Source organism: Clostridium aquiflavi (assembly GCF_031344075.1).
Lineage (GTDB): Bacteria > Bacillota > Clostridia > Clostridiales > Clostridiaceae > Clostridium > Clostridium aquiflavi.
Map to the genome: position 1 here is coordinate 1 of NZ_JAVJAN010000037.1, position 21,748 is coordinate 21,748.

Annotated in this window: 15 protein-coding genes, 1 pseudogene and 1 other annotated feature; of the genes and pseudogenes, 4 read left to right on the forward strand and 12 right to left on the reverse strand. The window is 25.0% G+C overall.

Annotated elements, in window-relative coordinates; genetic code table 11:
- The 5 genes and pseudogenes from RGC78_RS12975 to RGC78_RS12995 all read right to left on the reverse strand — a co-directional run.
- Nucleotides 1–302 (reverse strand): annotated as a pseudogene (locus RGC78_RS12975) (hypothetical protein); the annotation flags it as partial.
- 188 nt (nucleotides 303–490) lie between these two features.
- Nucleotides 491–1,909 carry an IS4 family transposase gene (locus RGC78_RS12980; protein ID WP_309556766.1) on the reverse strand — a complete coding sequence of 473 codons (1,419 nt, stop codon included), beginning with the start codon at nucleotides 1,907–1,909 and terminating at the stop codon, nucleotides 491–493.
- Nucleotides 1,910–2,063: 154 nt separating this feature from the next.
- Nucleotides 2,064–2,336 carry a transposase gene (locus RGC78_RS12985; protein ID WP_309556767.1) on the reverse strand — a complete coding sequence of 91 codons (273 nt, stop codon included), beginning with the start codon at nucleotides 2,334–2,336 and terminating at the stop codon, nucleotides 2,064–2,066.
- Between the two features lie 393 nt (nucleotides 2,337–2,729).
- Entirely contained in the window at nucleotides 2,730–3,371 is a 642-nt protein-coding gene (locus RGC78_RS12990) for an MSCRAMM family protein (protein ID WP_309556768.1), read from the reverse strand.
- Between the two features lie 119 nt (nucleotides 3,372–3,490).
- On the reverse strand, nucleotides 3,491–8,758 hold the full coding sequence (locus RGC78_RS12995) for a diguanylate cyclase (protein WP_309556769.1): 5,268 nt from the start codon (nucleotides 8,756–8,758) through the stop codon (nucleotides 3,491–3,493).
- Nucleotides 8,759–9,083: 325 nt separating this feature from the next.
- On the opposite strand from RGC78_RS12995, the gene RGC78_RS13000 reads away from it, so the two are divergent.
- Nucleotides 9,084–9,800: a polysaccharide deacetylase family protein gene (locus RGC78_RS13000; protein ID WP_309556770.1), complete on the forward strand. Its 717-nt coding sequence runs from the start codon at nucleotides 9,084–9,086 to the stop codon at nucleotides 9,798–9,800.
- Nucleotides 9,801–9,821: 21 nt separating this feature from the next.
- Here the strand turns inward: RGC78_RS13000 and RGC78_RS13005 are convergent, their stop codons facing one another.
- The 4 genes from RGC78_RS13005 to RGC78_RS13020 all read right to left on the reverse strand — a co-directional run bounded on the left by RGC78_RS13005 (nucleotide 9,822) and on the right by RGC78_RS13020 (nucleotide 13,966).
- Nucleotides 9,822–10,340 carry a tryptophan transporter gene (locus RGC78_RS13005; protein ID WP_252238667.1) on the reverse strand — a complete coding sequence of 173 codons (519 nt, stop codon included), beginning with the start codon at nucleotides 10,338–10,340 and terminating at the stop codon, nucleotides 9,822–9,824.
- A gap of 202 nt (nucleotides 10,341–10,542) precedes the next feature.
- Nucleotides 10,543–10,779, reverse strand: a binding site (T-box leader).
- 44 nt (nucleotides 10,780–10,823) lie between these two features.
- Nucleotides 10,824–12,578 carry a putative bifunctional diguanylate cyclase/phosphodiesterase gene (locus RGC78_RS13010; RefSeq protein WP_309556771.1) on the reverse strand — a complete coding sequence of 585 codons (1,755 nt, stop codon included), beginning with the start codon at nucleotides 12,576–12,578 and terminating at the stop codon, nucleotides 10,824–10,826.
- A gap of 190 nt (nucleotides 12,579–12,768) precedes the next feature.
- A complete protein-coding gene (locus RGC78_RS13015) occupies nucleotides 12,769–12,963 on the reverse strand; it encodes a DUF4250 domain-containing protein (protein WP_012425136.1) in 195 nt (64 codons plus the stop codon).
- Nucleotides 12,964–13,099: 136 nt separating this feature from the next.
- Complete coding sequence (locus RGC78_RS13020; RefSeq protein ID WP_017352557.1) at nucleotides 13,100–13,966, reverse strand: tRNA 2-thiocytidine(32) synthetase TtcA; 867 nt, start codon at nucleotides 13,964–13,966, stop codon at nucleotides 13,100–13,102.
- A 403-nt stretch (nucleotides 13,967–14,369) separates the two neighbouring features.
- On the opposite strand from RGC78_RS13020, the gene RGC78_RS13025 reads away from it, so the two are divergent.
- From RGC78_RS13025 to RGC78_RS13035, 3 genes are all read left to right on the forward strand, one after another.
- A complete protein-coding gene (locus tag RGC78_RS13025) occupies nucleotides 14,370–14,966 on the forward strand; it encodes an ECF transporter S component (protein WP_017352558.1) in 597 nt (198 codons plus the stop codon).
- Nucleotides 14,967–15,126: 160 nt separating this feature from the next.
- Entirely contained in the window at nucleotides 15,127–16,095 is a 969-nt protein-coding gene (locus tag RGC78_RS13030) for a P1 family peptidase (protein ID WP_309556772.1), read from the forward strand.
- A gap of 181 nt (nucleotides 16,096–16,276) precedes the next feature.
- Nucleotides 16,277–16,459, forward strand: coding sequence for an alpha/beta-type small acid-soluble spore protein (locus tag RGC78_RS13035; protein ID WP_012423416.1), 183 nt, complete (start codon nucleotides 16,277–16,279; stop codon nucleotides 16,457–16,459).
- Nucleotides 16,460–16,948: 489 nt separating this feature from the next.
- Here the strand turns inward: RGC78_RS13035 and clpB are convergent, their stop codons facing one another.
- The 3 genes from clpB to RGC78_RS13050 all read right to left on the reverse strand — a co-directional run bounded on the left by clpB (nucleotide 16,949) and on the right by RGC78_RS13050 (nucleotide 21,719).
- Nucleotides 16,949–19,555: an ATP-dependent chaperone ClpB gene (gene clpB / locus RGC78_RS13040; protein WP_309556773.1), complete on the reverse strand. Its 2,607-nt coding sequence runs from the start codon at nucleotides 19,553–19,555 to the stop codon at nucleotides 16,949–16,951.
- Between the two features lie 151 nt (nucleotides 19,556–19,706).
- Nucleotides 19,707–20,240: a DNRLRE domain-containing protein gene (locus RGC78_RS13045; protein ID WP_252233963.1), complete on the reverse strand. Its 534-nt coding sequence runs from the start codon at nucleotides 20,238–20,240 to the stop codon at nucleotides 19,707–19,709.
- A 213-nt stretch (nucleotides 20,241–20,453) separates the two neighbouring features.
- A complete protein-coding gene (locus RGC78_RS13050; protein ID WP_309556774.1) occupies nucleotides 20,454–21,719 on the reverse strand; it encodes a helix-turn-helix domain-containing protein in 1,266 nt (421 codons plus the stop codon).
- Between the last annotated feature and the right edge of the window lie 29 nt (nucleotides 21,720–21,748).

A 21,748-nucleotide genomic window follows, 5' to 3' on the forward strand; every position in this document is an offset into this window, starting at 1 on the left:
TTTGTAAAAAAAGAGCAAGGTATATTTTTATCCCTTGCTCTTTGTGACAATTTCAATGTCATTTTGTTAACTAAATGACATTGAATATCTCCTACCCATTTTTCATTAATAGAAGAAGTGGTAAAATCCCTTTTTAAAACGTTTTCTAAATCTTCTACTACCTTTTTACTTGAATGAGGTTTGTATTTTTTTACAGTTATTGCACAAAGGCTAAGTTCAGTCATTCGTCTTTGAACCCTTTTTAAAGATACTTTAAAGCCTTCTGTACCAAGTATATGATGAATCCTAGAACGGCATACCATCAAGCTAACTTATAAAAAATATGACAATTAGCTTAGATTGGTACTTTAAATTTAATTTCCAATTTAATTAATCACGATTATTTGTTTTTCAGCAATAAATTCTTTAAATTACTTAAAATTAACTAAACGTAATAAGGTACACTAGTCTAGCATCCAGTATACTGAATATTATACATTATTAGCCTTGGTTATATTACCAATTTTTCAAAATCATTTTCGTCTATTTTAAGTAAATTAAGTATTTGTTTTACTGATAGTTTACCTTTTCTTTTCGATTTGATACCAAATCTCCGGATTGATAAAATAATATCCTTAAAAATTGATATTATTTTTAAATTATTGTTAAAAATATCAGTTTTTAATGACCTAAAATATTCAGTAACTATTCTAAAAGATTTTAATACACTTATTTCTTTAAGAGTTTCTTCCGATATAATATCTTTGGCTGTAAATACTATTTGAGACGATAGAAGTAAAGCTATTAATCTGCCATATAAAAAACATTTAAAACGCTCTATTTTAACATTCTTTACATTGTCTATACCAAAAATAGATTTCCATACTTTAAACATTATTTCTATTTGCCACCTTAAAGAATAAATATCATGTATCTTATTTGTAGATACTATGTTTTCAGGAATATTAGTTATATAAGCATTCATACCTGTCCAAGCTGTATTTCTATCATTTATTTTGCCACGAGTAGGTCTAACTGCTTTTAATTGTTTTTTTACTCTTTTTTTCTTGTTTTCTTCTGATAATTTAGTTATAATTAATCTGTTTTTTAGTTCCTTTTTGGAGCCAATATAGATATCCTTGAGTTCAATTGTTTCACCATCGGCTAATGGTTTTATAATTTCAAGGATATCTATTTTTGTATATTCAGTTGATTTTAATATTGAACCATCTTTTTTTCTTTTAACATCTGAATTTTTTACATACAATGCAGTAGTGCTTTTTAGTTTTGATATATAAAATGCATTTTTAGAATCTATCTTTTTTAAATAATCTATTTTATAATATCCTAAATCAGCTAGTCGAAGATCACCTGGCAATGTTTGCTTATCCATTTCATCAAGATAACATGAATCATTAATAGTACCACTATATAAGTCACAACATAAAAAATCACCTGATAATAAATCATATTGTAATTGTATTTTGATAGCCGACGCAGAGCTTGAACCACCAGAACCTTTAAATTCACTATAAAACTTATCTGGCAATGAATATGCCATAGAATCATTGAGAATGATTCTTTTAAAAGTTAAGTTGCCTTTTTGTTCTCTTAAAGTTTGATTCTGATTAAGAAGCATAGTAGCAAAAACATTTTGCATAAAATCTACCGCATTGCTATTAAATCGCTCATTAAGAGCTTGCGGAGATATTGATATCCCGTAATTTGAAGCTAATCTTGCACATAAAGTTGATAATGATTTTGAGCGCAAATCTCCGCTTAAAAATATATTGAAAGCTAAGAATGTACTCCCATCAATCTTCCTACTCTTTCTTTTAATAAATCCTGACTTTATAGCAAGTGTATCTAAAATCTCTTGTGAAAATATTTGTTTTGTATTCTTAATTAAGTTCTTTAATTTCGTATGCATATTCTATAATTTCCGTCCTTTAATAAATATCCTAAAAATTATATCATAAAACATATTTTAGAAATATTAGATTGATGGGTATGGCCTAGAACGGTACACATAGTCTTAATATCATGATTATTTTTATTACTATCTATAAATTCTATTACGTGGTCTAATTTCTTGTTGCAAATATGGCCATAGCTTTTTTTAATATTTCATTTTCCTCTTTAATCTTCGCCATTTCTTTCTTTAATGCTCTAACTTCCTTTAAAGTCATAACTTCATTTTCATCTACCTTAATTTCTTTTACATCTTTGATCCATCCGTTGATTGTTGATTTTGCAATGCCATATTCGCTACTTAGCTCTGCTAAACTCATACCTGAGTTAAATAAGTCTACTATCATATTTTTATATTCTTTATCGTATCTTCTGCCATTTCCCATAATGGACACATCCTTTCTTAACTAAATATTATTTTACTTAGTTCGACTTAATGTGTCCACTACTTTATACTAACATCAGATTTTTAACACGTGGAAAAAATAGTGTTAAAACTGAATTTATTTTGCTTTGTTTTGACTACAACATTAACAAATTACATTCTAAAATACAAAATGAAAGAACTCAGAAGCATCTTCATGAATTAAAGTTTACTGCCTAATTATGGAATAAGATAACTAGGCCTATTTGAGTTTGCCTAAAAATCCGAAATTTTCAAATAATTGATGTGAAATTTTAAATATTTGGAAATTCACTAGTTTAAACCGAAAAGGAGCATCGCTCCTGATTAAAATTTAATCATTTTGCGACACTCCCTTTTATAAATCAAATTATTTCTATCTACAATTTCTTCTACAATTATTTTTTAATCTGTTAATAATTATAACCTTTGCGTTAGTATTTTCCATATTAATATTTACCTCATTCCAATTTATATACTTAGGTTTTTCAAAATAATTTTTATTTACTATTCCTATTACCCTATAGCATCCTTCTGGTAAATTAGAAAATACTGCAACTCCATGTTTGTCCGTAAAAATTGACCTTACAAACATTGGACATATTCCATTAAGTTTGTATAGATTTATTTTAGCACCTTCTAATGATTTATTTTTTCCGCCAAAGTTTATGCATGAAACAACTATTATTTCTCCTGATATTTGCTTATATTCATTATCATAGTAATTAAATTCCTTTGATTCTAGTATATCAGATGTATAAGTATCTTGCTTATCACATATATAATTTTCATAAGAACAATCTGAATCTCTTGAATCATTATCAATAGGTATCGCTTGTGTTGATTTAATAGTCTCTTCTAGTGTGTTGCACTCCATATCTATATCGTTTCCACTAATATTTTCATCTAAAATTTCAAATATGCAACTTTCATCATTATATTCGTAATATTTAATTTTTTCACCAGATGTTGATAAATTTATGTGCATATTATTATCACTTCCCATATCATTAGCCATGAAAACTTTCCTTTCTTATCTCTATACAATATTAGAATATGATTGAAAAATATTTTATGTGCTAATGACTTTAGATAAATAAATTTTTTATTTTTTAAATTATAATAATTATTCTTATATTAACAAAATAACGGTATCATAAGTTGACCTAAATAATTTATCAAAGATAAATCCTCTTGTGTATATTCTCTTTTATTTACTGAAATAGAAACATATATAATTCCTATCACTTGACCATTGTATATTATTGGTGTTATACACAATGACTTCCAATCATGTATATTAAAAGATTTATCTACATATGAATTATCCCAATCAATTAAATAATATCCCTTAGCATTACTAATAGCTTGTTCTATTAAATTCATATTAAATTTTTCTCTATCATCAATTTTACCTTCTTTAATTTTTTCTTTATAAATATTTGTTATCTTATTATTTTTTATAATGAATGCCGTAGCAAATTCCGAATCAGTTATTTGAATTATTTTTGAAAGAAATTTATACATTTTATCTTCTTTACTACTTTTATTTGTTAGTAATTCAAGTATATCCTTTATTAGTGGAACTAAATTATTATCTTTATTATATTTAAATGGTAGTATCCCCTTAGATATATTTATATTATTACTTAATACATCTATATTATCATTCCATATAGTTGTCTTATTCTTTCCTTGAGCTTTAGATGTATATAGTGCTTGATCAGCCATCTTTATTAAATCTTCTGAATTTGAAGAATGTTTTAAATAAACTGATATCCCTAAACTAATAGTTACCTTTCTTTTTTCACCTAAAATCTTAGCACAATCAACTTTATTTCTTATTTTTTCTGAAAATAAATATGCTTCCTCTTCATTTTTATCAGGTAAAAGTATAATAAACTCTTCTCCTCCATATCTCACAAATACATCTTCTTTAGATAAGCAACTTTTAACCTCTTGTGTTAGTTTTATCAAAACTTCATCTCCTGTTTGATGACCATATCTGTCATTTACCCCTTTAAAATCATCTATATCAAAAATAATTAGTGAAAATAATCGTCCTTTTGAATAAGAATCATCTATTAAATCACAAAAGGCTTTTTCAAGGTATTTCCTATTATACACACCTGTAAGTTTATCCAGAGTAGAGCTTATCATTAACTTATATTGATTTAACAAAAACATTACAAAAGGCATCAATTTTTTAATCTTAATTTCAGAATTATAATTTATATTGTTTATAGCATTGTTTGATATCAATATAAGATTTCCATTAATGCATTCATTATTAGTAATAAATTTTCTTCTATTTCTGAACTTTATATACATACATGCTTGGATTCCATCTCTAAGCATTTCACAATTCATTTTATCTTTATTATTACAATCATTAGATATAATCACTATTTCTTTGTTAGGATCTACTTTTAACGAAAAATATTTTAAAATTTCTTTTTTATCTTCTATTCTATATTCACATATAACTTCATTTTCTCCAAAATTATTTTCAACTGTAAGTAATGCCTTATCTGATAACGTTATTCTTGCGATATATTTTAGTAAATTTTCTAAATTTTTCACTATATTATTTGAGAACTCACTTAATATTTCATATATATCACTTTGAAAATTACAATAGCAATTACTATAATGTTCTTGCATAATCTCAAAAAATTCTTTATTTAATAATAATTTACTAATTTTTAATTCATCTAATAATTCATTTATTTTAAAATCAGCACCTATATAATCTAATTTTTTTAAATTTAATTTTATCCCTATGTTTTCTACTAATATTTTTCTAAATTTATTATAAATAACTAAAAACATACTATTATTAATATATTGCATCTTATCTTTTTCAGGTAATGAATTTATTATATTTATAAATATATTTATAGATTCATAATAATAATTTATAGCCAATTCATTATATTCTTTGCTTTTATATTTTTCAGCTATAGAATAATACACCATTGCTTTTACTTCTTCATTTCTACTAAACTTGATTATTTTTAAAGAATCCTTAATTAAAGTATTATAATCATTATCTTTTGAAAAATATAATTCCAAAAAAATATATCCTAATTGATTATCATATTCTTTTGGACATTCTTTTATATTAAAAAATAATTCTTTTGCTAATTCTTTATATCCTAAAAATAATATACTTGCCACACTGCCTATTAACATTCGATCTTTAGTAACAGGATTTTTTAAATCTATCAATTCATCTTTTAATAATTGAAAAGTTCTTTTTACATCTTTTTCATTTTCACAATTAATAATACATAATTGGTAGTATTGACTCTTTATTTTACTAAACTCTGTTCCTTTGTAATCATTCATTATTTCATTAATTACACTTAATTCTTTAAATGCATGTTTAAAATTATATATTATAGAATTGTACAAGGCTTCTGTAGATTTAATAGTAAGCATGTCTAATTCTGATACTTGTATTCCTTTTTTTAACTCAGAAATTAACTCATAGTAATTAGATGCTAATTTTATTTTTCCTAGTCTACAATATACCCAACATAGCAGAGTACAAATTCTAAGAATATATATATCCAATCCATTTTCTCTGGCAATTTCTAATGCTATTAACAAACTTTCATTAGCTTTATTGTATTTAAATATTTCTATATTCATTTTAGCTATGTGTATTAAACTTGAAACTTCTTTTTTATAAACCTTATATTTAGTACTTAGTTTTCTAATATTTATAAGATTTTTTAAAATATCATCTATATTTTTTCCAATTTCCTTATTAATAACTTCACAATTTATTTTAGTAGTTAATAATCCTGCATAATTATTTTCTATTTCAAATACATTCATAGATTCATTCAATAACTTTTTAGCTTCACTATACTTTCCTTCTGAAATGAATATACTGCTGAGTAATAATTTTGCACAAGCATATACCCCTAGTGTAATATTGTTATTTTTACAAATCTCAAAAACTTTTTCTATATATTTCACTGATAAAGCTTTTTTTCTTTCTATTTTAGATACTAATGCAAGTGCATAATAATAATATGCTTCACCTTTAGGATAATCTATGTTATTCAAAAGATTTCTTACTACTTTTAATGGGTACGTTAAATCTATGGGCTTATATTCTTTTGAAGTTATTATTATCATTCTAAGAAGCACATATGTTTGCAACTCTTTTTGATTATTATTCATAGCATATATATTTGCTTTATTGAAATAATTATATGCCTCTTTATCTTTTCCCACTTTTTCATTTAACTTTCCAATACTTATTGAAATTCTTGTTTTTTCATTACATTCAGCACAGTTTAATGCCTTTTTATAATAATATATAGATTTAAAAGTATCTCCATAATCATCAAACTTTTTTCCACATTTTAAACTATATTTTATTAATTTTTCCTTTTGATCAGATTTTTCTAGTTGGTTTAAATACTCATCCAAATATTCTTGAGTATTCTTTAATATTTTTTCTAAAAAATAACAAGAATCATTATGCATTGTTAAACTTTTTTCTTTAGGCATTTTAGAATAAATTATTTTTTTTACTAAATCATTATAAAAATCTACTCTAACACCAGAATCGCTTATTTTATCAGTTAAAAGCCTATCTTTCTTTAATTTATAATATATATTTTTTCTTTTATTATCTAAAAGTACATATGATAATATCAAAGTTTCCGATAAGGGCATTTGAAATATTGATAACCTTTCCAATATTTCAAGTTCTTCATTATTTAAATTTAATATTTTATTTTCTAATATTTTTTCTACACTTTTAGGAATAACAATATTATTTACATCAATTTTACTTCTCCATCTTCCATCATCTCTAGATAAATATATAATTCCATCTTTATATAGCTCTTCTATAGTTTTGCTAATAAATTGTGGTTTTCCTAACGTTTCAGAGTATATTTTCATACAGAGTTCTCCTATACTCCTATTATAATTCAACATATTTTTTACCATCTTACTAGTATTATAACTATTAAAGTAATTTAATGTAACCTCTTCATAATTTGGTACTGATTTAATAGATTTCATATACTCTATCATTTTAGAATCAATATTTTCTTCATTAATAGACATTACAATCATTATATTTTCTAGTTTCTTTCTTAATAAACACATATATTTAAAAAATAATTTAAATACTTCGCTAGTTTCTTCAATATCATCAATTATAATAATTAGCATATTATTTAAAGTATATTCATGTAAAAAAGTACAAACTCTATTAATGATTTTAAGAGTATTTTCGTCATTAATTACTTTTTCTTCAGAAATCATTTCTATAAACTTTTCTAAATATACCCCATATTTATCCTTTAAATATTTTTCTAAATTATTATATATATTTCTAATAGAATAAATAAAATTATTAGCAGAACATATATTATCTATAATTAAGTATGAACTTTCTCTCTTATTTCCAATGTATTTACTAGATATCTTCCTTTTAATTTCCCTTAAAATTGTGGTCTTACCGTTTCCTTCTTCTCCTTTAAAACATATTATTTTATATTTAATTTTATTTTCAGTTATATACTTAAATCCTAATTCTACTTTGTTTATCTCATCTTCCATACCAATTATATCTAAATCTGTTTCAACTTTATTTAATGCTTCAAATACAAATGTGTTATAGTTTTTATTTAATTTTTTATTTATACATTTAATAAAATCAGTTATCTTAGGAGATTTATTAAATGATAATATTTTATCTATAGAATTGTTTTCTTTAAAATACTTTTTTAATTCAACATCATTAAATAGATGTTTAAACAAATATAATATATCTTTTATATTATCCTTTTGACTTGATTGATCTTCTAATTTTTCAATATTATAAGGATAAGGTAGCGATTTCACACCTAATAGATTATTTTCTCTAAATTTACTTATTTCATATTGTAGTAAATTTTTAATTTTTATATTTACTTTATTATCCTCATTTAAAACTATAATTATATCTTTAATACTTAATTCATCAAATATATATCCTTTAATATTTAATGTATTAACTGCTGCACATAATTGCATAAAAATATCTAGTTTTTTATTAAATGAACATTTATTCAAATAAATTTGAGTATCTATTTGAGTATCTATATATTCTGTTACATAACCATAATTTAGTTTGTCTAAATTTATTCCATCTATATTTTTTATTACTTCTATATCTAATATATTAACTAGATTTATAAAATTTAAATTTTTTATTGTCTTAAACTTACTTAATAAATATTCTCTACAATTTTCATATTCAACATTATCTTGAAAAATATATAAACTATATATTTTATTATTAAGCATATTGATAACCTTATATATATAAAAATTTTCATTAACATCTATAGATCCATTAATGGAATATTTGCTATTTAAAGTCTTCAAGTAAGTTCACCTCTTTACTGTTTTTAAATATAAAACTATATATTTTATTTTTCATTTAATGTGTGAATAGTAAGAAATAAAAATTATTTACATTTATCTTAAAAGACTATTTATAAAATGAAAACCTTTCCTTTCCATAAATAGTCTTATCTAACAAGCGGAATTAAATATACATCACCAATTTTATACATTTATTCCATATACCTGTAATTTTATCATTTACCTAAATACAATTCAACCAAAAAACATATATTTAATATTACATAAATATTTTTAATATATTAGGTAAATAATATTATTGTGAATATGTATTGAAGGTGATTTTATGAAATTTAACAAATTCAACAAATTATTTATTTTATTATTAACATTTATTTTAATAACTAATTTAAGTAACAACGTAGTTTATGCAGAAGATGAATCAAAAATTAATAAAGTTATTTACTTAACTTTTGATGATGGACCAGCCAGCAAAGTTACAAAGGATGTTCTAGATATTTTAAAAGAAGAAAAAATACATGCAACATTTTTTTTAATAGGAGACCAAATTAAAGGGCAAGAAGATTTAGTAAAAAGAATTTATGATGAAGGACATTCTCTTGGTCTACATAGTATGACTCACAAAAAAAATCATTTATACTCTTCTAACGAGCATTTTTTAAAAGAAATGTTAGAAACTCAAGAATTAATAAATTCCATTATTGGAATAAAACCTACTATTCTAAGATTTCCATTTGGATGTAACAATAATAGTTATAAAATATGTAAATCTATGGTTGATTTACTCCATGAAAATAACTTAAAGATATACGATTGGAATGTAGATAGTGGTGATGGTGCTAATCATTCAGCAGCACCTAGCACATTTATAAAAAATGCTAAAAGTGATAAAAATAGAGTTGTTTTATTAATGCATTGTGGATATATTAGTAAAAATTCAGTTAAAGCTTTGCCTGAAGTTATTAAATATTATAAAAATAATGGTTATGAATTCAAAGCTATTACAGAAGATACCCCTGAAGAATATCACATTATTAAATAGCAATTTTTTATTTATTATAATTTAAGCATATGCTTTAGTTGTTGATACAGTTCTTGCAACTATTTTATACATTACATATCCAGCGAATGCATTTAAAGCTGTTGTAGGTAGTACTACTGCCAAAAATAGTATCCCAAATGAAGCTCCTCCTGGTAAACCTGCTGTCAACATTAATACGGTTAAAAATATTGTTCCGCTCACTAAAGTTCCAACAGATAATAGTATTATTATTTGTATATTCTTGCCAACCTTTTCTCTTAACGGCATTAGCATTAAGTACATAATATTACATGTAATAAATTTATCAGTAATATTAGGTAACTGACCTCCAGGCGTTTTGCTAGTTAATGCTGTAAATATTCCTACTATAAGTCCACAAATTATTGTAGTTTTATAATCTTTATTATAAACAATTATTATAAATAACATAGCTAATGCAAAATCTGGTTGCATTGGTAACCCTAGTGCTGGTGTAAGTTGATGTAAAATTACTCCTATTGCTATTAAAATTGCATTCGTAATCATTCTTTTTGTATTCATTTTAATTCCCCCATTTTTTATATAAATTAATATTCAAAGTCTTTAAATACAATTCCTTTCACAACATAATTACCACACCCCATATAATTTAATTTTTAAGTAGCTAGTATCTATAACATATTTTTTCAATAAGTAACAATATAAATAAATTCTTCAAAATAAAAATTTATTTATAAACAAAAAAACCGCCCTATATATAAATATATAGGACGGATATTATCCGCGTTGCCACCTAAATTGCATAAATAAAAATGCCTCTCTTTTTGATACTAACATATCTCATTCGCTATAACGTGCGACTTACGGCTCAACTACTCTCTAAAAGATTTCATATTGCTCCTCAAAGGCCCATTCATCATTAGCATTAGTACTGAAATCCCACCATCTTCAGCTCTCTTAAACTTAGCACCTGATTACTATCCCTCTTCTTAGGATTTATATTATTAATATCTATATTATCTCTTTTTTACACATTTGTCAATTTTATTTAGAAATTTCTCTGCATATCATATTTTTAATTTTTTCAAATTTTTCTGGCTTGCTATAATAATATCCTTGTACCACATCACAAGAAATTCCTTTTAAATAATCTACTTGTTGTTTTGACTCCACGCCTTCTGCTATTACTTCTATTCCTAATTGATGTGATAAATTAATAATATTTTCTATTATGCACTTATTTTTTGAATTTTTTTCTAAATCAACCACAAAGGTTCTATCTATTTTTAATGCATCTATAGGCAGTTTAGTTAAATAATTAAGAGATGAATATCCTGTACCAAAATCATCTAATGCTATACTTATTCCTAAATCTTTAATTTCATTAAGAATTTTTATATTTTTATCAAATGATTTCATTAACATACTTTCAGTAATTTCCACTTGAATATAATTAGGATTAACTCTATACTTATATATAAATTTTTTTAAATCCGATACAATACTGTCTTCTCTTAGCTGCATTTCTGATAAATTTACTGCCATCTTAAAATTTAAGTAACCTTCATTTATCAATATTCTTACCTTTTTAAAAACTTCTTCTAATACAAAACTTCCAATTGGAATAATCATTTTAGTATTTTCTGCTATTGGTATGAATTCATCTGGATTAATAACTCCCATATCATTACTGTGCCATCTTACCAAAGCCTCAAAACTTCGTACTAAAAAATCATCTAAAGTAACCTTAGGTTGAAATACTATAAATATTTCTTTATTATCTAATGCATATCTTAATCCTTTTTGTAATGAATATACTCTATTTAATTCAACTGATATTTTATCATTAAAGAAATTATATTCATTTTTTCCATTTCCTTTTGCTACATACATAGCAGCATCTGAATTTTTTAATAATGTATCAAAGTCTAACCCATTATATGGGTAGAGAGATGCTCCTATACTCACACTAACATATATTTCTTTTTCATCTATTATTATAGATTCATGAAAAGACTTAACTATTTTTTTACATAAAATACTTACTTCATTTAAATCAATGATATCTGGAATAAATATTAAAAAAGTATCTCCACTATATCTACATACCAAATCACGTTCTGATACTAAAGATAATATTTTATTAGCAGCTACTCTTAATGCTACATCTCCAAATTCATGTCCAAAAGATTCGTTTACATATTTAAAATTATCTAAGTTAAGCATTAACATAGCACATTGAACTTGCTCTTCTTTACATTCTTTTAAAAATCCCATTACAGTTCGTTTAAAATAATAACAATTAGGAAGCTCTGTTGTTCTGTCACATTCAATTAGTGATGTTATTTTTTGATTAATGAAATACTCTTCAGATAATTCTTTATATAAAACATCTATCTCAGAAATCCAATAATTAGAATTCAAATTTTCAAAACAATAATGTATTCCCATTAAAGTATAGCCATCATATTTCTTAACTGCCTTACCCACAAAAATAAAATATAAAATATTATTATTTTTTTTTATTCTATAATGAGTTACTAGATGCTTTTTAGAATCATAAATTTTTTTTAAGTCTTCTTTAAATATATCTTTTACCTTATTTAAATCTTCTAGATATATACAATTTAAAAATTGATTAATTTTCTTATTGTCTATTTCATAATCCTCTAAAAAATCAACTATTTTATAGTCAAATGTCAATTCATCCTTTAATGGATTCCAGAACATAGTTATTCCATTAATATCTAAGTGATTAAATAAATCCTTGTAATTAAAATTTAATTTTTCTATATTCATAATTAACATTCCCTCATCAAATAATTATTTTAATTACTTGTCATCATCTACCCTGCTGTCTTTTTTATCATTTACTAAAGATAACACTAAAGCTGTAGTAGCTGCAAGAACACCCATAATTTTTCCGTATTTTTTTAAGTTCATTATTCTTTCCTCCTACTCTTTTTATTTCATTATACCTAATTTTTAACTAAAATGCTTTAAATTGATTATGTAATTTATTATATTCATATCCGATGCTTTTACACCTATGTACTATATCCTCTTCTTTTAAATCTAAATCATAACAAAGTGATTGTAATGAATCATAATTATCTCTTAATTTCATATTCATAATGCTAACCAACAAATTAGCATCCATATTTATTACATCTTCTCTATTCATCTTCATCATTCCTTTAATAAGTATTTCACTTTTATTTATAGTATACTTTTTATTCTATTATTAAAAATAACTACTTTCAATTATTTTTGATAATTTTATATTAAAGAAAGGTTGTCAAAATTAAGACAACCTCTATTTACTCTTCGTCATATACATCTAAAAATGAATACTTTTTATCTCCTTTTTGCCATCCTAGTATTGAATCCATACTAACATTTTCGGCAGATTTGAATATAGACTTATCTACACCATCAAAATTTTGTTTTAATTGTGCAATTAAATCCTTTATCTCATATCTCTTATTTCCTGTTCTTTCTGCTGCTACCATGCATGCACAATTTAATGGAGCAATTCCAGTACTTTTAATAAATTTCTTTATGTATTCTTCTTCAATATAATACATTGGTCTTATTAATTCTAAATTTTCAAAATTTGCTGATTTAAGCTTTGGTAGCATTGTTTTAAAATTACCACCATATAATATATTTAATAACGTTGTTTCTATAACATCATTATAATGATGTCCTAAAGCTAACTTATTACATCCAAGCTCTTGAGCCTTATTATATAGAGAACCCCTTCTCATTCTAGCACATAAATAACATGGGTAATCCTTTGCCATTTTATCAACTACATCAAAAATTCCTGATTCATAAATAGTTATTGGAATATTTAAATATTCACAATTATCTAACAACAATTGTCTTATATGTGGATGATATCCTGGATCCATAGCTATAAACTCTACTTCAAAATTCATTTGACCATGCTTTTGAAGTTCTTGAAATAATTTTGCCATAAGAAGACTGTCCTTTCCTCCTGATATGGCTACTCCAATTTTGTCTCCTTCTTGAATAAGTTCATAATTTTTAATTGCTTTTACAAACTTAGACCAAACATGTTTTCTATATGTTTTTACTATACTTCTTTCAATATCTTTTAATGATTTTTTTTCTTCATCCGGTATAATAGTCGGACAACCTTTACCTGCTATACTATTCATAATATACACCTCATTTTTTCATAGTAATTATAACATCATTTATATAAATTTAAAAATAATTATTTCTCTAGAATTTTTCAAATACCATTATAGATAACAAATAATTTTTAACATTATTTATTATTTAATTAACAATAAAAATTACTATACTTAACATAATTTTTACATTATACGGGTAAAAATATACTAATTTTAATTATTATTTACTTATTAACCTTTTAATTTTTATGTAAAAGTTTAAACTTAGATAAATTTTTAACAATTTCTTGTTGAATATTTTTGGAAACATGATAAAATTACATTGTCGGTATTCTTAATCTAGAAACTGAACAGAAAAAATAGTAACTAAATTTTTCTGAATTATATCCTTAATTAAAAATGGGAATAAGAACGGAGGCATTTTATGGAAAGAGTTAATGTAAAAACAAAATTTTCAACTAGAAAAATGGCTATGGTAGGTATGTTATCTGCTATTTCTATTTTCTTAGGCTTAACAGGATTAGGATTTATACCAATACCACCTGTCAAAGCTACTATTATGCATATACCTGTTATTATAGGTGCAATTATCGAGGGACCTGTTGTTGGTGCTTTAGTTGGTGGAGTATTTGGGTTATTTTCAATGTATCAAGCTTTCACAGCGCCAATGCCAACATCATTTATATTTTGGAACCCTATAATTGCAATATTACCTAGAGTTTTAATCGGTATAGTATCATACTACGTATATACATTCTTAAAAAATAAGTTAAAAAATAAAAGCATTAGTATTGGTGCTGCTGCTATACTTGGAACACTAACTAATACAATTGGCGTTATGGGCTTAACATATATAATTTATTTAGAAAAGTATGCTCATGTGTTAGGAATTAGTAGACAAGCTGCAGGTATAGGAATTGGTAGTGTTATCACACTTAATGGCTCTATAGAGGCTATTGTAAGTGCTCTAATTTCAGTTCCAGTAGTAATGACAATATTAAAAATAAATAGAAATAATTAATTAAAATAAAAAACAATGATGTAAAATAAATATATATTTTTACTATCATTGTTTTTATTTATTATAAACAATATTAAAAATTAGGCTCTGTTTATCAGAGTGTTGATGTATTTATAATTAAAGCTGTACAGTTAATTAAAATCTAGAGGAGATATTTTTTATGAAAGAAATTAGATTTTGTGATATAGATGGTATAAAGATAGGACATGCTGAAAATAAAGAAGGTGGAACTGGTTGTTCCGTTGTCATCTGTAAAAATGGAGCAACTGGTGGTGTTGATGTTCGTGGTGGTTCACCTGGTACAAGAGAAACAGATTTATTAAATCCTATGGAAATGGTGGATAAAATTCATGCTGTAGTTTTATCTGGTGGTAGTGCTTTTGGTTTAGATGCTTCTAGTGGTGTAATGGACTATTTAGAAAATAAAAATATTGGATTTGATGTAACCGTTGCTAAAGTTCCAATAGTATGTCAAGCAGTATTGTTTGATCTAGCTTTTGGCAATCCTAAAGTAAGACCTGATAAATTTATGGGAATTAAAGCGTGTTTAAATTCTGAAGAATACTATGATGATATAAACGGTAATATAGGTGCTGGATTTGGTGCCACTGTTGGAAAATTTTTAGGACCAGATTTTTCAATGAAAGGTGGGCTTGGTACTTATGCTATTAAAGTTGGAGATTTAGAGGTTGGTGCAATGGTAGCTGTAAACTGCTTAGGTGATGTAGTAGATCCTCAAAATTTAAATATAATTTCTGGAGCTTATGATCGTAAAAATAATAATTTTTTAAATACAGAAAATTTAATCTTATCTAATTTAAAAAATCCTATCAATCCATTTAAAGGGAATACTACTATTGGCATAATTGCCACTAATGCAAATTTCACTAAAGCAGAAGCAAATAAAGTTGCCTCTATGGCTCATAATGGTTACGCTAGAACCATGTATCCAGCTCATACTATGTTTGATGGAGATACAATATTTACAATGGCAACTAATAAAGTTAACTCTGATGTTACTACCGTTGGGATGTTGGCTGCAAGAGTAATGGAAAAAGCTATTTTAAGAGGAGTTAAATCTGCTAAATCATTATTTGGAGTACCTAGTTTTAGAGATATAATTGAATAAATTTAATATTATTATTGTATTTTATTTTAAAATGTATTTTATTGGATTTTATAATTAATTTTTACTGATATTCCTCTCATTACATAGAGTATATTTTATCATATGGCACAAAATAATACTGCAAAGCAGAAAAGCTTAGCAAATAAAAATTATTTATAATTAGATTAAGGAGGAATATATTATGGCAAATTCATTAGTACCAGAAGCAAAAAACGGGTTAGCAAAATTCAAAAATGAAGTAGCAAATGAAATGGGTGTTCCATTTACTGATTACAATGGTAACCTTTCTTCTAAGCAATGTGGAAGCGTTGGTGGAGAAATGGTTAAGAGAATGGTACAACAATACGAATCTGGCATAAAATAGTATTCTGACTGTGTACCAAAAGAGGAGATAGATATACTCTAATATTAATAAATTAATATATGACTTTCATTTTAAACATAGAATTATGAAAAACTGAAATTTTTCAGATAAAACAAATTCTCATTTAAAATAAATCGTATATAAAACAATTTATTAAATATAAAGGAGTATTCTATCTCCTTTTACACTTTATCATAAGGCTTTGTTTTAGCATGGTGTTGATATGTGCATAAGAAAAGCTGGACATATAAATACTAAAATGAGTATAGTCCCATTTTGGCTTGTTTCAAATATAAAAATTGAGACAAGCAGTAAATGTAACAATACTCATTAAGTGTTCTAAAAATTCAATTACAATGTTATTTTTACCTATTGCATATATCCACACGCATTTAAAACAGGGCCTATTATAAAGTTTGTAAATATAATTTAAATCAGAAGTTCTAATTTCACGAATTATATTATTAAAATATTTTTAATAAATAAAACTTAATTATTTACAGGTTTCAATATTATTTTTTCATTGCATCCATCAACTATTACTTTAGATCCATAAATCAAATCTCCTTTAATTATCATTCTTGCAAGACTATTTTCTAAAGTATTTTGAATATATCTCCTAAGAGGTCTTGCCCCATATATTGGATCATAGCCTTCTTTAACCATTATTGATTTAGCTGAATCAGTAACTTCTAGTTCTATATTCTTATCTTTTAATCTATTTTTAACCTCATCTAAGAATATATCTATTATTTTCTTTATTCCATTTTCTGATAATGGTTTAAACATTATTATATCATCAACTCTATTTAAAAATTCTGGTTTAAATCTTAATTTTAATTGATTCATTACCTCTTCTTTTATGCTTGATTCAATATAATCTTCACTTTTATTCTCTAATAAATAATTACTCCCTATATTAGAAGTCATTATAATTATAGTATTTTTAAAATCTACTGTTTTTCCTTTATTATCAGTCAATCTACCGTCATCTAAAATTTGAAGAAATATATTAAAAACATCATCATGTGCTTTTTCTATTTCATCAAAAAGTACTACACTATATGGATTTCTTCTAACTGCTTCTGTTAATTGTCCGCCTTCATCATAACCTACATATCCTGGAGGTGCTCCAACTAATCTTGATACTGAATGTTTTTCCATATATTCTGACATATCAATACGAATAATATTTTCTTCTGAATCAAATAGATTTCTAGCCAAAGTTTTAGCAAGTTCTGTTTTACCTACTCCTGTTGGTCCTAAGAAAATAAATGATCCTATTGGTCTATTAATATCTTTAAGCCCTGCTCTAGCTCTAAGAATTGCATTTGTAACAGACTCAATAGCTTCATCTTGACCTATTACTCTTTTGCTCATCTCTTCTTCTAATCTTAAAAGTTTTTCTCTTTCACCTTCAAGTATATTACTTACAGGTATTCCAGTCCATTTAGATAAAATTTGTGAAACTTCCTCTTCTGTAACTTCTTCTTTTAAAAGAGCACCTTCATAATTTTCTTTAACTTCTAATTCCATATTTTTAAGTTTTTCTTCTAATGCTGGAATCTTACTGTATTGAATTTCAGCTACTTTGTTATATTCATAATTTCTTTGAGCAACTTCTAATTCTCCTCTAGCTTCATCTAATTCTTCCTTAATATTTTTTAAAACAACTATATGCACTTTTTCTTTTTCATATTTAGCTGTCATTTCATCATTTTCTTCTTTTAGTCCAGCTAATTCTTTTTCTAAATCTACTAATCTATTTTTAGACCCTTCGTCTTTTTCTTTTGATAAAGCTTCCTTTTCAATTTCAAGTTTAAATATTTTTCTTCTTATTATATCTAACTCTGTTGGAAGAGAATCTATCTCTGATCTTATCATAGCACCTGCTTCATCAATCAAATCGATAGCTTTGTCTGGTAAATATCTGTCTTGAATATATCTATCTGATAATTTTGCAGCTGATACGATTGCTGAATCATGTATTCTTATACCATGATGTATCTCAAATCTTTCTTTTAATCCTCTTAATATTGAAATTGTATCTTCAACAGTAGGTTCTTCTATTATTACAGGTTGAAATCTTCTTTCTAAAGCCTTATCTTTTTCAATATATTGTCTATATTCATCAAATGTTGTTGCACCTATACAATGAAGTTCTCCTCTTGCAAGTAATGGCTTAATTAAGTTACCTGCATCCATAGCCCCATCAGTTTTACCTGCACCAACAATAGTATGGATTTCATCTATAAATAAAATTATTCTACCTTCACTATTTTGAACTTCCTTTAAAACAGCTTTTAATCTTTCTTCAAATTCACCTCTATATTTAGCCCCTGCTATTAATGATCCCATATCTAAAGAAAATATAATCTTTTCTTTTAACCCCTCGGGTACGTCACCTCTAACTATTCTTTCAGCTAAACCTTCAACTATTGCTGTTTTACCAACACCAGGTTCACCTATAAGAACAGGGTTGTTTTTAGTTCTTCTTGACAGAATTCTTATAGTTCTTCTTATTTCCTCATCTCTGCCTATAACAGGATCCAATTTATGCTTTTTAGCTAACTCTACTAAATTAGTTCCATATTTAGCCAGTGCATCATAAGTTCCCTCTGGATCTTGCGTATCAACTCTTTGACTTCCTCTAACTTCTGATAAAATTTTCAAAAATTTATCCCTAGTAATATTATATTTATTTAATAATTTAGCCACTTCTCCATTTTTTTCAATATCCATTATAGCTAACATTAAATGCTCAACACTTATATAAGAGTCCTCAAATTGCTTAGATATTTCCTCTGCTTTAATTAAAACTTCATCTACTTTTCGTGTTATATAAACACCTGCATTTGATGCACCTTCACCTAATACTTTAGGCATTGAATCAATTACTCTATCTAAATTATCTTTTAAAGACTTTACTTGAATTTCCATCTTAGTAAAAATATTAGGTACTAATCCATCTTCTTGATTTACTAGAGCAGAAAAAACATGAATTACATCTATTTGTTGATGATTGTATTTAACTGCTATAACATTAGCATCACTTAAAGCTTGTTGTACTCTTAATGTCATTTTTTCTATATTCATTATTATTGCCTCCTCTATTATTTTCACTATATATTTTGTTCTTTAAATATATAATAATACAAAGGTCAAAGAAAGTCAAAGTATGTTTTAAAAATAAAAAAGTTCTATTAAACTGAATCTTTAATAGAACTTTTTAATGACATTATTTTTTCTACGCCTCAACTTCCAATGATAAATAAGGCTTATTTCTATTTCTAGAATAAGAAAATATACTTATACAATTCTCTACATCTTCCATGCCTGTTATTGTTAATCCAAAATTCTTATCATAATAATTAAACCACTTGTTAACTATATTGGAAACGTCTACACTTATAAAATTCTTATCTTTATTTCCTTCAATAATTAAGAAATTGCCTGTGTACTCATAACTAGGTGCATTATTCCAACTAACCCCTAAAGGATTATATTCTTCAGTATTATTATTTAGGAACACTTTATTCCCTGAAACCTTTCTAAAACTATAAATATTTTTTTCTACACATAAATTTAATGTTGCAGATTTTATCTTATAGGTGTTTAATACCGTATCTTTTATATCAAACATCATTAGTGTCCTAAAAACGTTACTGTCAGTTCCCACCACATTTCCTACTGGTAAATACTTATTTTCATAAAAATTTTCTTCATTAAATCTTTTGCTGATCACAGATATAGATGAAGGGTAAACAGAAATTAATTTCATCAAACCGCTCCTTTAAAATTATCTTTCTTAATCTATATCTATGAAGATATTTAACTTTTAATTCACATTATCAAAATTATTATGTATGTAAAAATAACACGTTTATACTAGTTAACATAAACATGTTATAAATACATACTTTTTTAAATTTAATGTTCATAAATATTAAATTTAACTTGATATTTAATAGCAGTAAAAGATACCCCTTAATTTTTATATTCTCTTATCTACACAAAAAGCTAAATTAAAATATTTTAATGAATCAGATATAGAACCTAGTTTATAATACATATTTCCCATATCTATATATCTTTCCTTACGTTCTTCTTTCGTACCAGATTTAAACAAAGCATCTAATGCTATGTTCATATATTTTTCAGCTTGTACATAATCTCCTAATTTTTGAAGTATTGTACCCTTTAAATAATATGATTTCTTTAATAAAGATATATTATCAGTAGAAATTGCGATATTTAAAGATTCATCTGCCATTTTAGATGCAATTTCAAATTCTGAATTCTTTATTAAAATCTTAGTACAAGAATTTAAAAACTCTACATATTTTTCTTTATTATGATCTGGGAATGTCTTTATCCCCTCTTCTATTTCTTGTATGGCTTTTTCCCTATTATTTATTTGAAAATAATATTTACCATAATCTCCCCTAGATAATGCTAAAGTTATAGGATTATGCCTTTGATATTCAAAAGCTTTATTTTTAAAGTCTTCAGCATACTCTTTATTTAACTTAATACATAAAGTTGCATATGCATGATATATCTTCCCTTTATTTGAGTCACTATTTATTTTATCAATCTCTTTAATTACTTTTGATAAAAGTTCATATGCTTCTTCATATTTATTTAATCTTTGATAACAAATAGCCTCATTATATAAAATTAAACAGTACTCTTCTCCATCTATTTCTTTATTTTCTTGATTTAGAATTTCTCTTAATTTATTGTAGTACGCTATTGATTCCAAATACTCTTTATTTTCATATAAGTATCTAGCCATATCCTTAAAATATATTAATGTATTTTCAATATTATTATTTTTTTGATATAAATCATAATATTGAGAAACTATTAATTGAATATTTTCAACTTTACTTTGTTCAACATAATAAGTAAATAGTATATGTATTAATTCAAATGCTAAATCATTATATTTATATTTCAAGGAATATTCTAAGTTGTATTTCAGCTTATTTTCGCATTCTGGATCTGAAGACAATGTCTTTTTTACTAATTCTAAATTATTTGATATTTGATCGTATACATCTTGTATTAAATAATTCAATTCAATTCCTATTTTTTCTGATATATATTCTAATAATTCTTTATCAGCCTTAACTTTTCCATTTTCTATACAGCTCATTTTAGAAATTGAAATTTTAGTTCCACATAAGTCTTTTAATGTAATGCCTTTAAAAATTCTAGCCCTTTTTATTTTTTCCCCTGTAGATAATATTTCCACTTAAATCACCCATTTATATTTATTGATTC

Coding starts and splice junctions, on each gene's coding strand:
- RGC78_RS12980 (WP_309556766.1), bottom strand. CDS start 1,909: ATGCATACGAAATTAAAGAACTTAATTAAGAATACAAAACAAATATTT.
- RGC78_RS12985 (WP_309556767.1), bottom strand. CDS start 2,336: ATGGGAAATGGCAGAAGATACGATAAAGAATATAAAAATATGATAGTA.
- RGC78_RS12990 (WP_309556768.1), bottom strand. CDS start 3,371: ATGGCTAATGATATGGGAAGTGATAATAATATGCACATAAATTTATCA.
- RGC78_RS13000 (WP_309556770.1), top strand. CDS start 9,084: ATGAAATTTAACAAATTCAACAAATTATTTATTTTATTATTAACATTT.
- RGC78_RS13005 (WP_252238667.1), bottom strand. CDS start 10,340: ATGAATACAAAAAGAATGATTACGAATGCAATTTTAATAGCAATAGGA.
- RGC78_RS13010 (WP_309556771.1), bottom strand. CDS start 12,578: ATGAATATAGAAAAATTAAATTTTAATTACAAGGATTTATTTAATCAC.
- RGC78_RS13015 (WP_012425136.1), bottom strand. CDS start 12,963: ATGAATAGAGAAGATGTAATAAATATGGATGCTAATTTGTTGGTTAGC.
- RGC78_RS13020 (WP_017352557.1), bottom strand. CDS start 13,966: ATGAATAGTATAGCAGGTAAAGGTTGTCCGACTATTATACCGGATGAA.
- RGC78_RS13025 (WP_017352558.1), top strand. CDS start 14,370: ATGGAAAGAGTTAATGTAAAAACAAAATTTTCAACTAGAAAAATGGCT.
- RGC78_RS13030 (WP_309556772.1), top strand. CDS start 15,127: ATGAAAGAAATTAGATTTTGTGATATAGATGGTATAAAGATAGGACAT.
- RGC78_RS13035 (WP_012423416.1), top strand. CDS start 16,277: ATGGCAAATTCATTAGTACCAGAAGCAAAAAACGGGTTAGCAAAATTC.
- clpB (WP_309556773.1), bottom strand. CDS start 19,555: ATGAATATAGAAAAAATGACATTAAGAGTACAACAAGCTTTAAGTGAT.
- RGC78_RS13045 (WP_252233963.1), bottom strand. CDS start 20,240: ATGAAATTAATTTCTGTTTACCCTTCATCTATATCTGTGATCAGCAAA.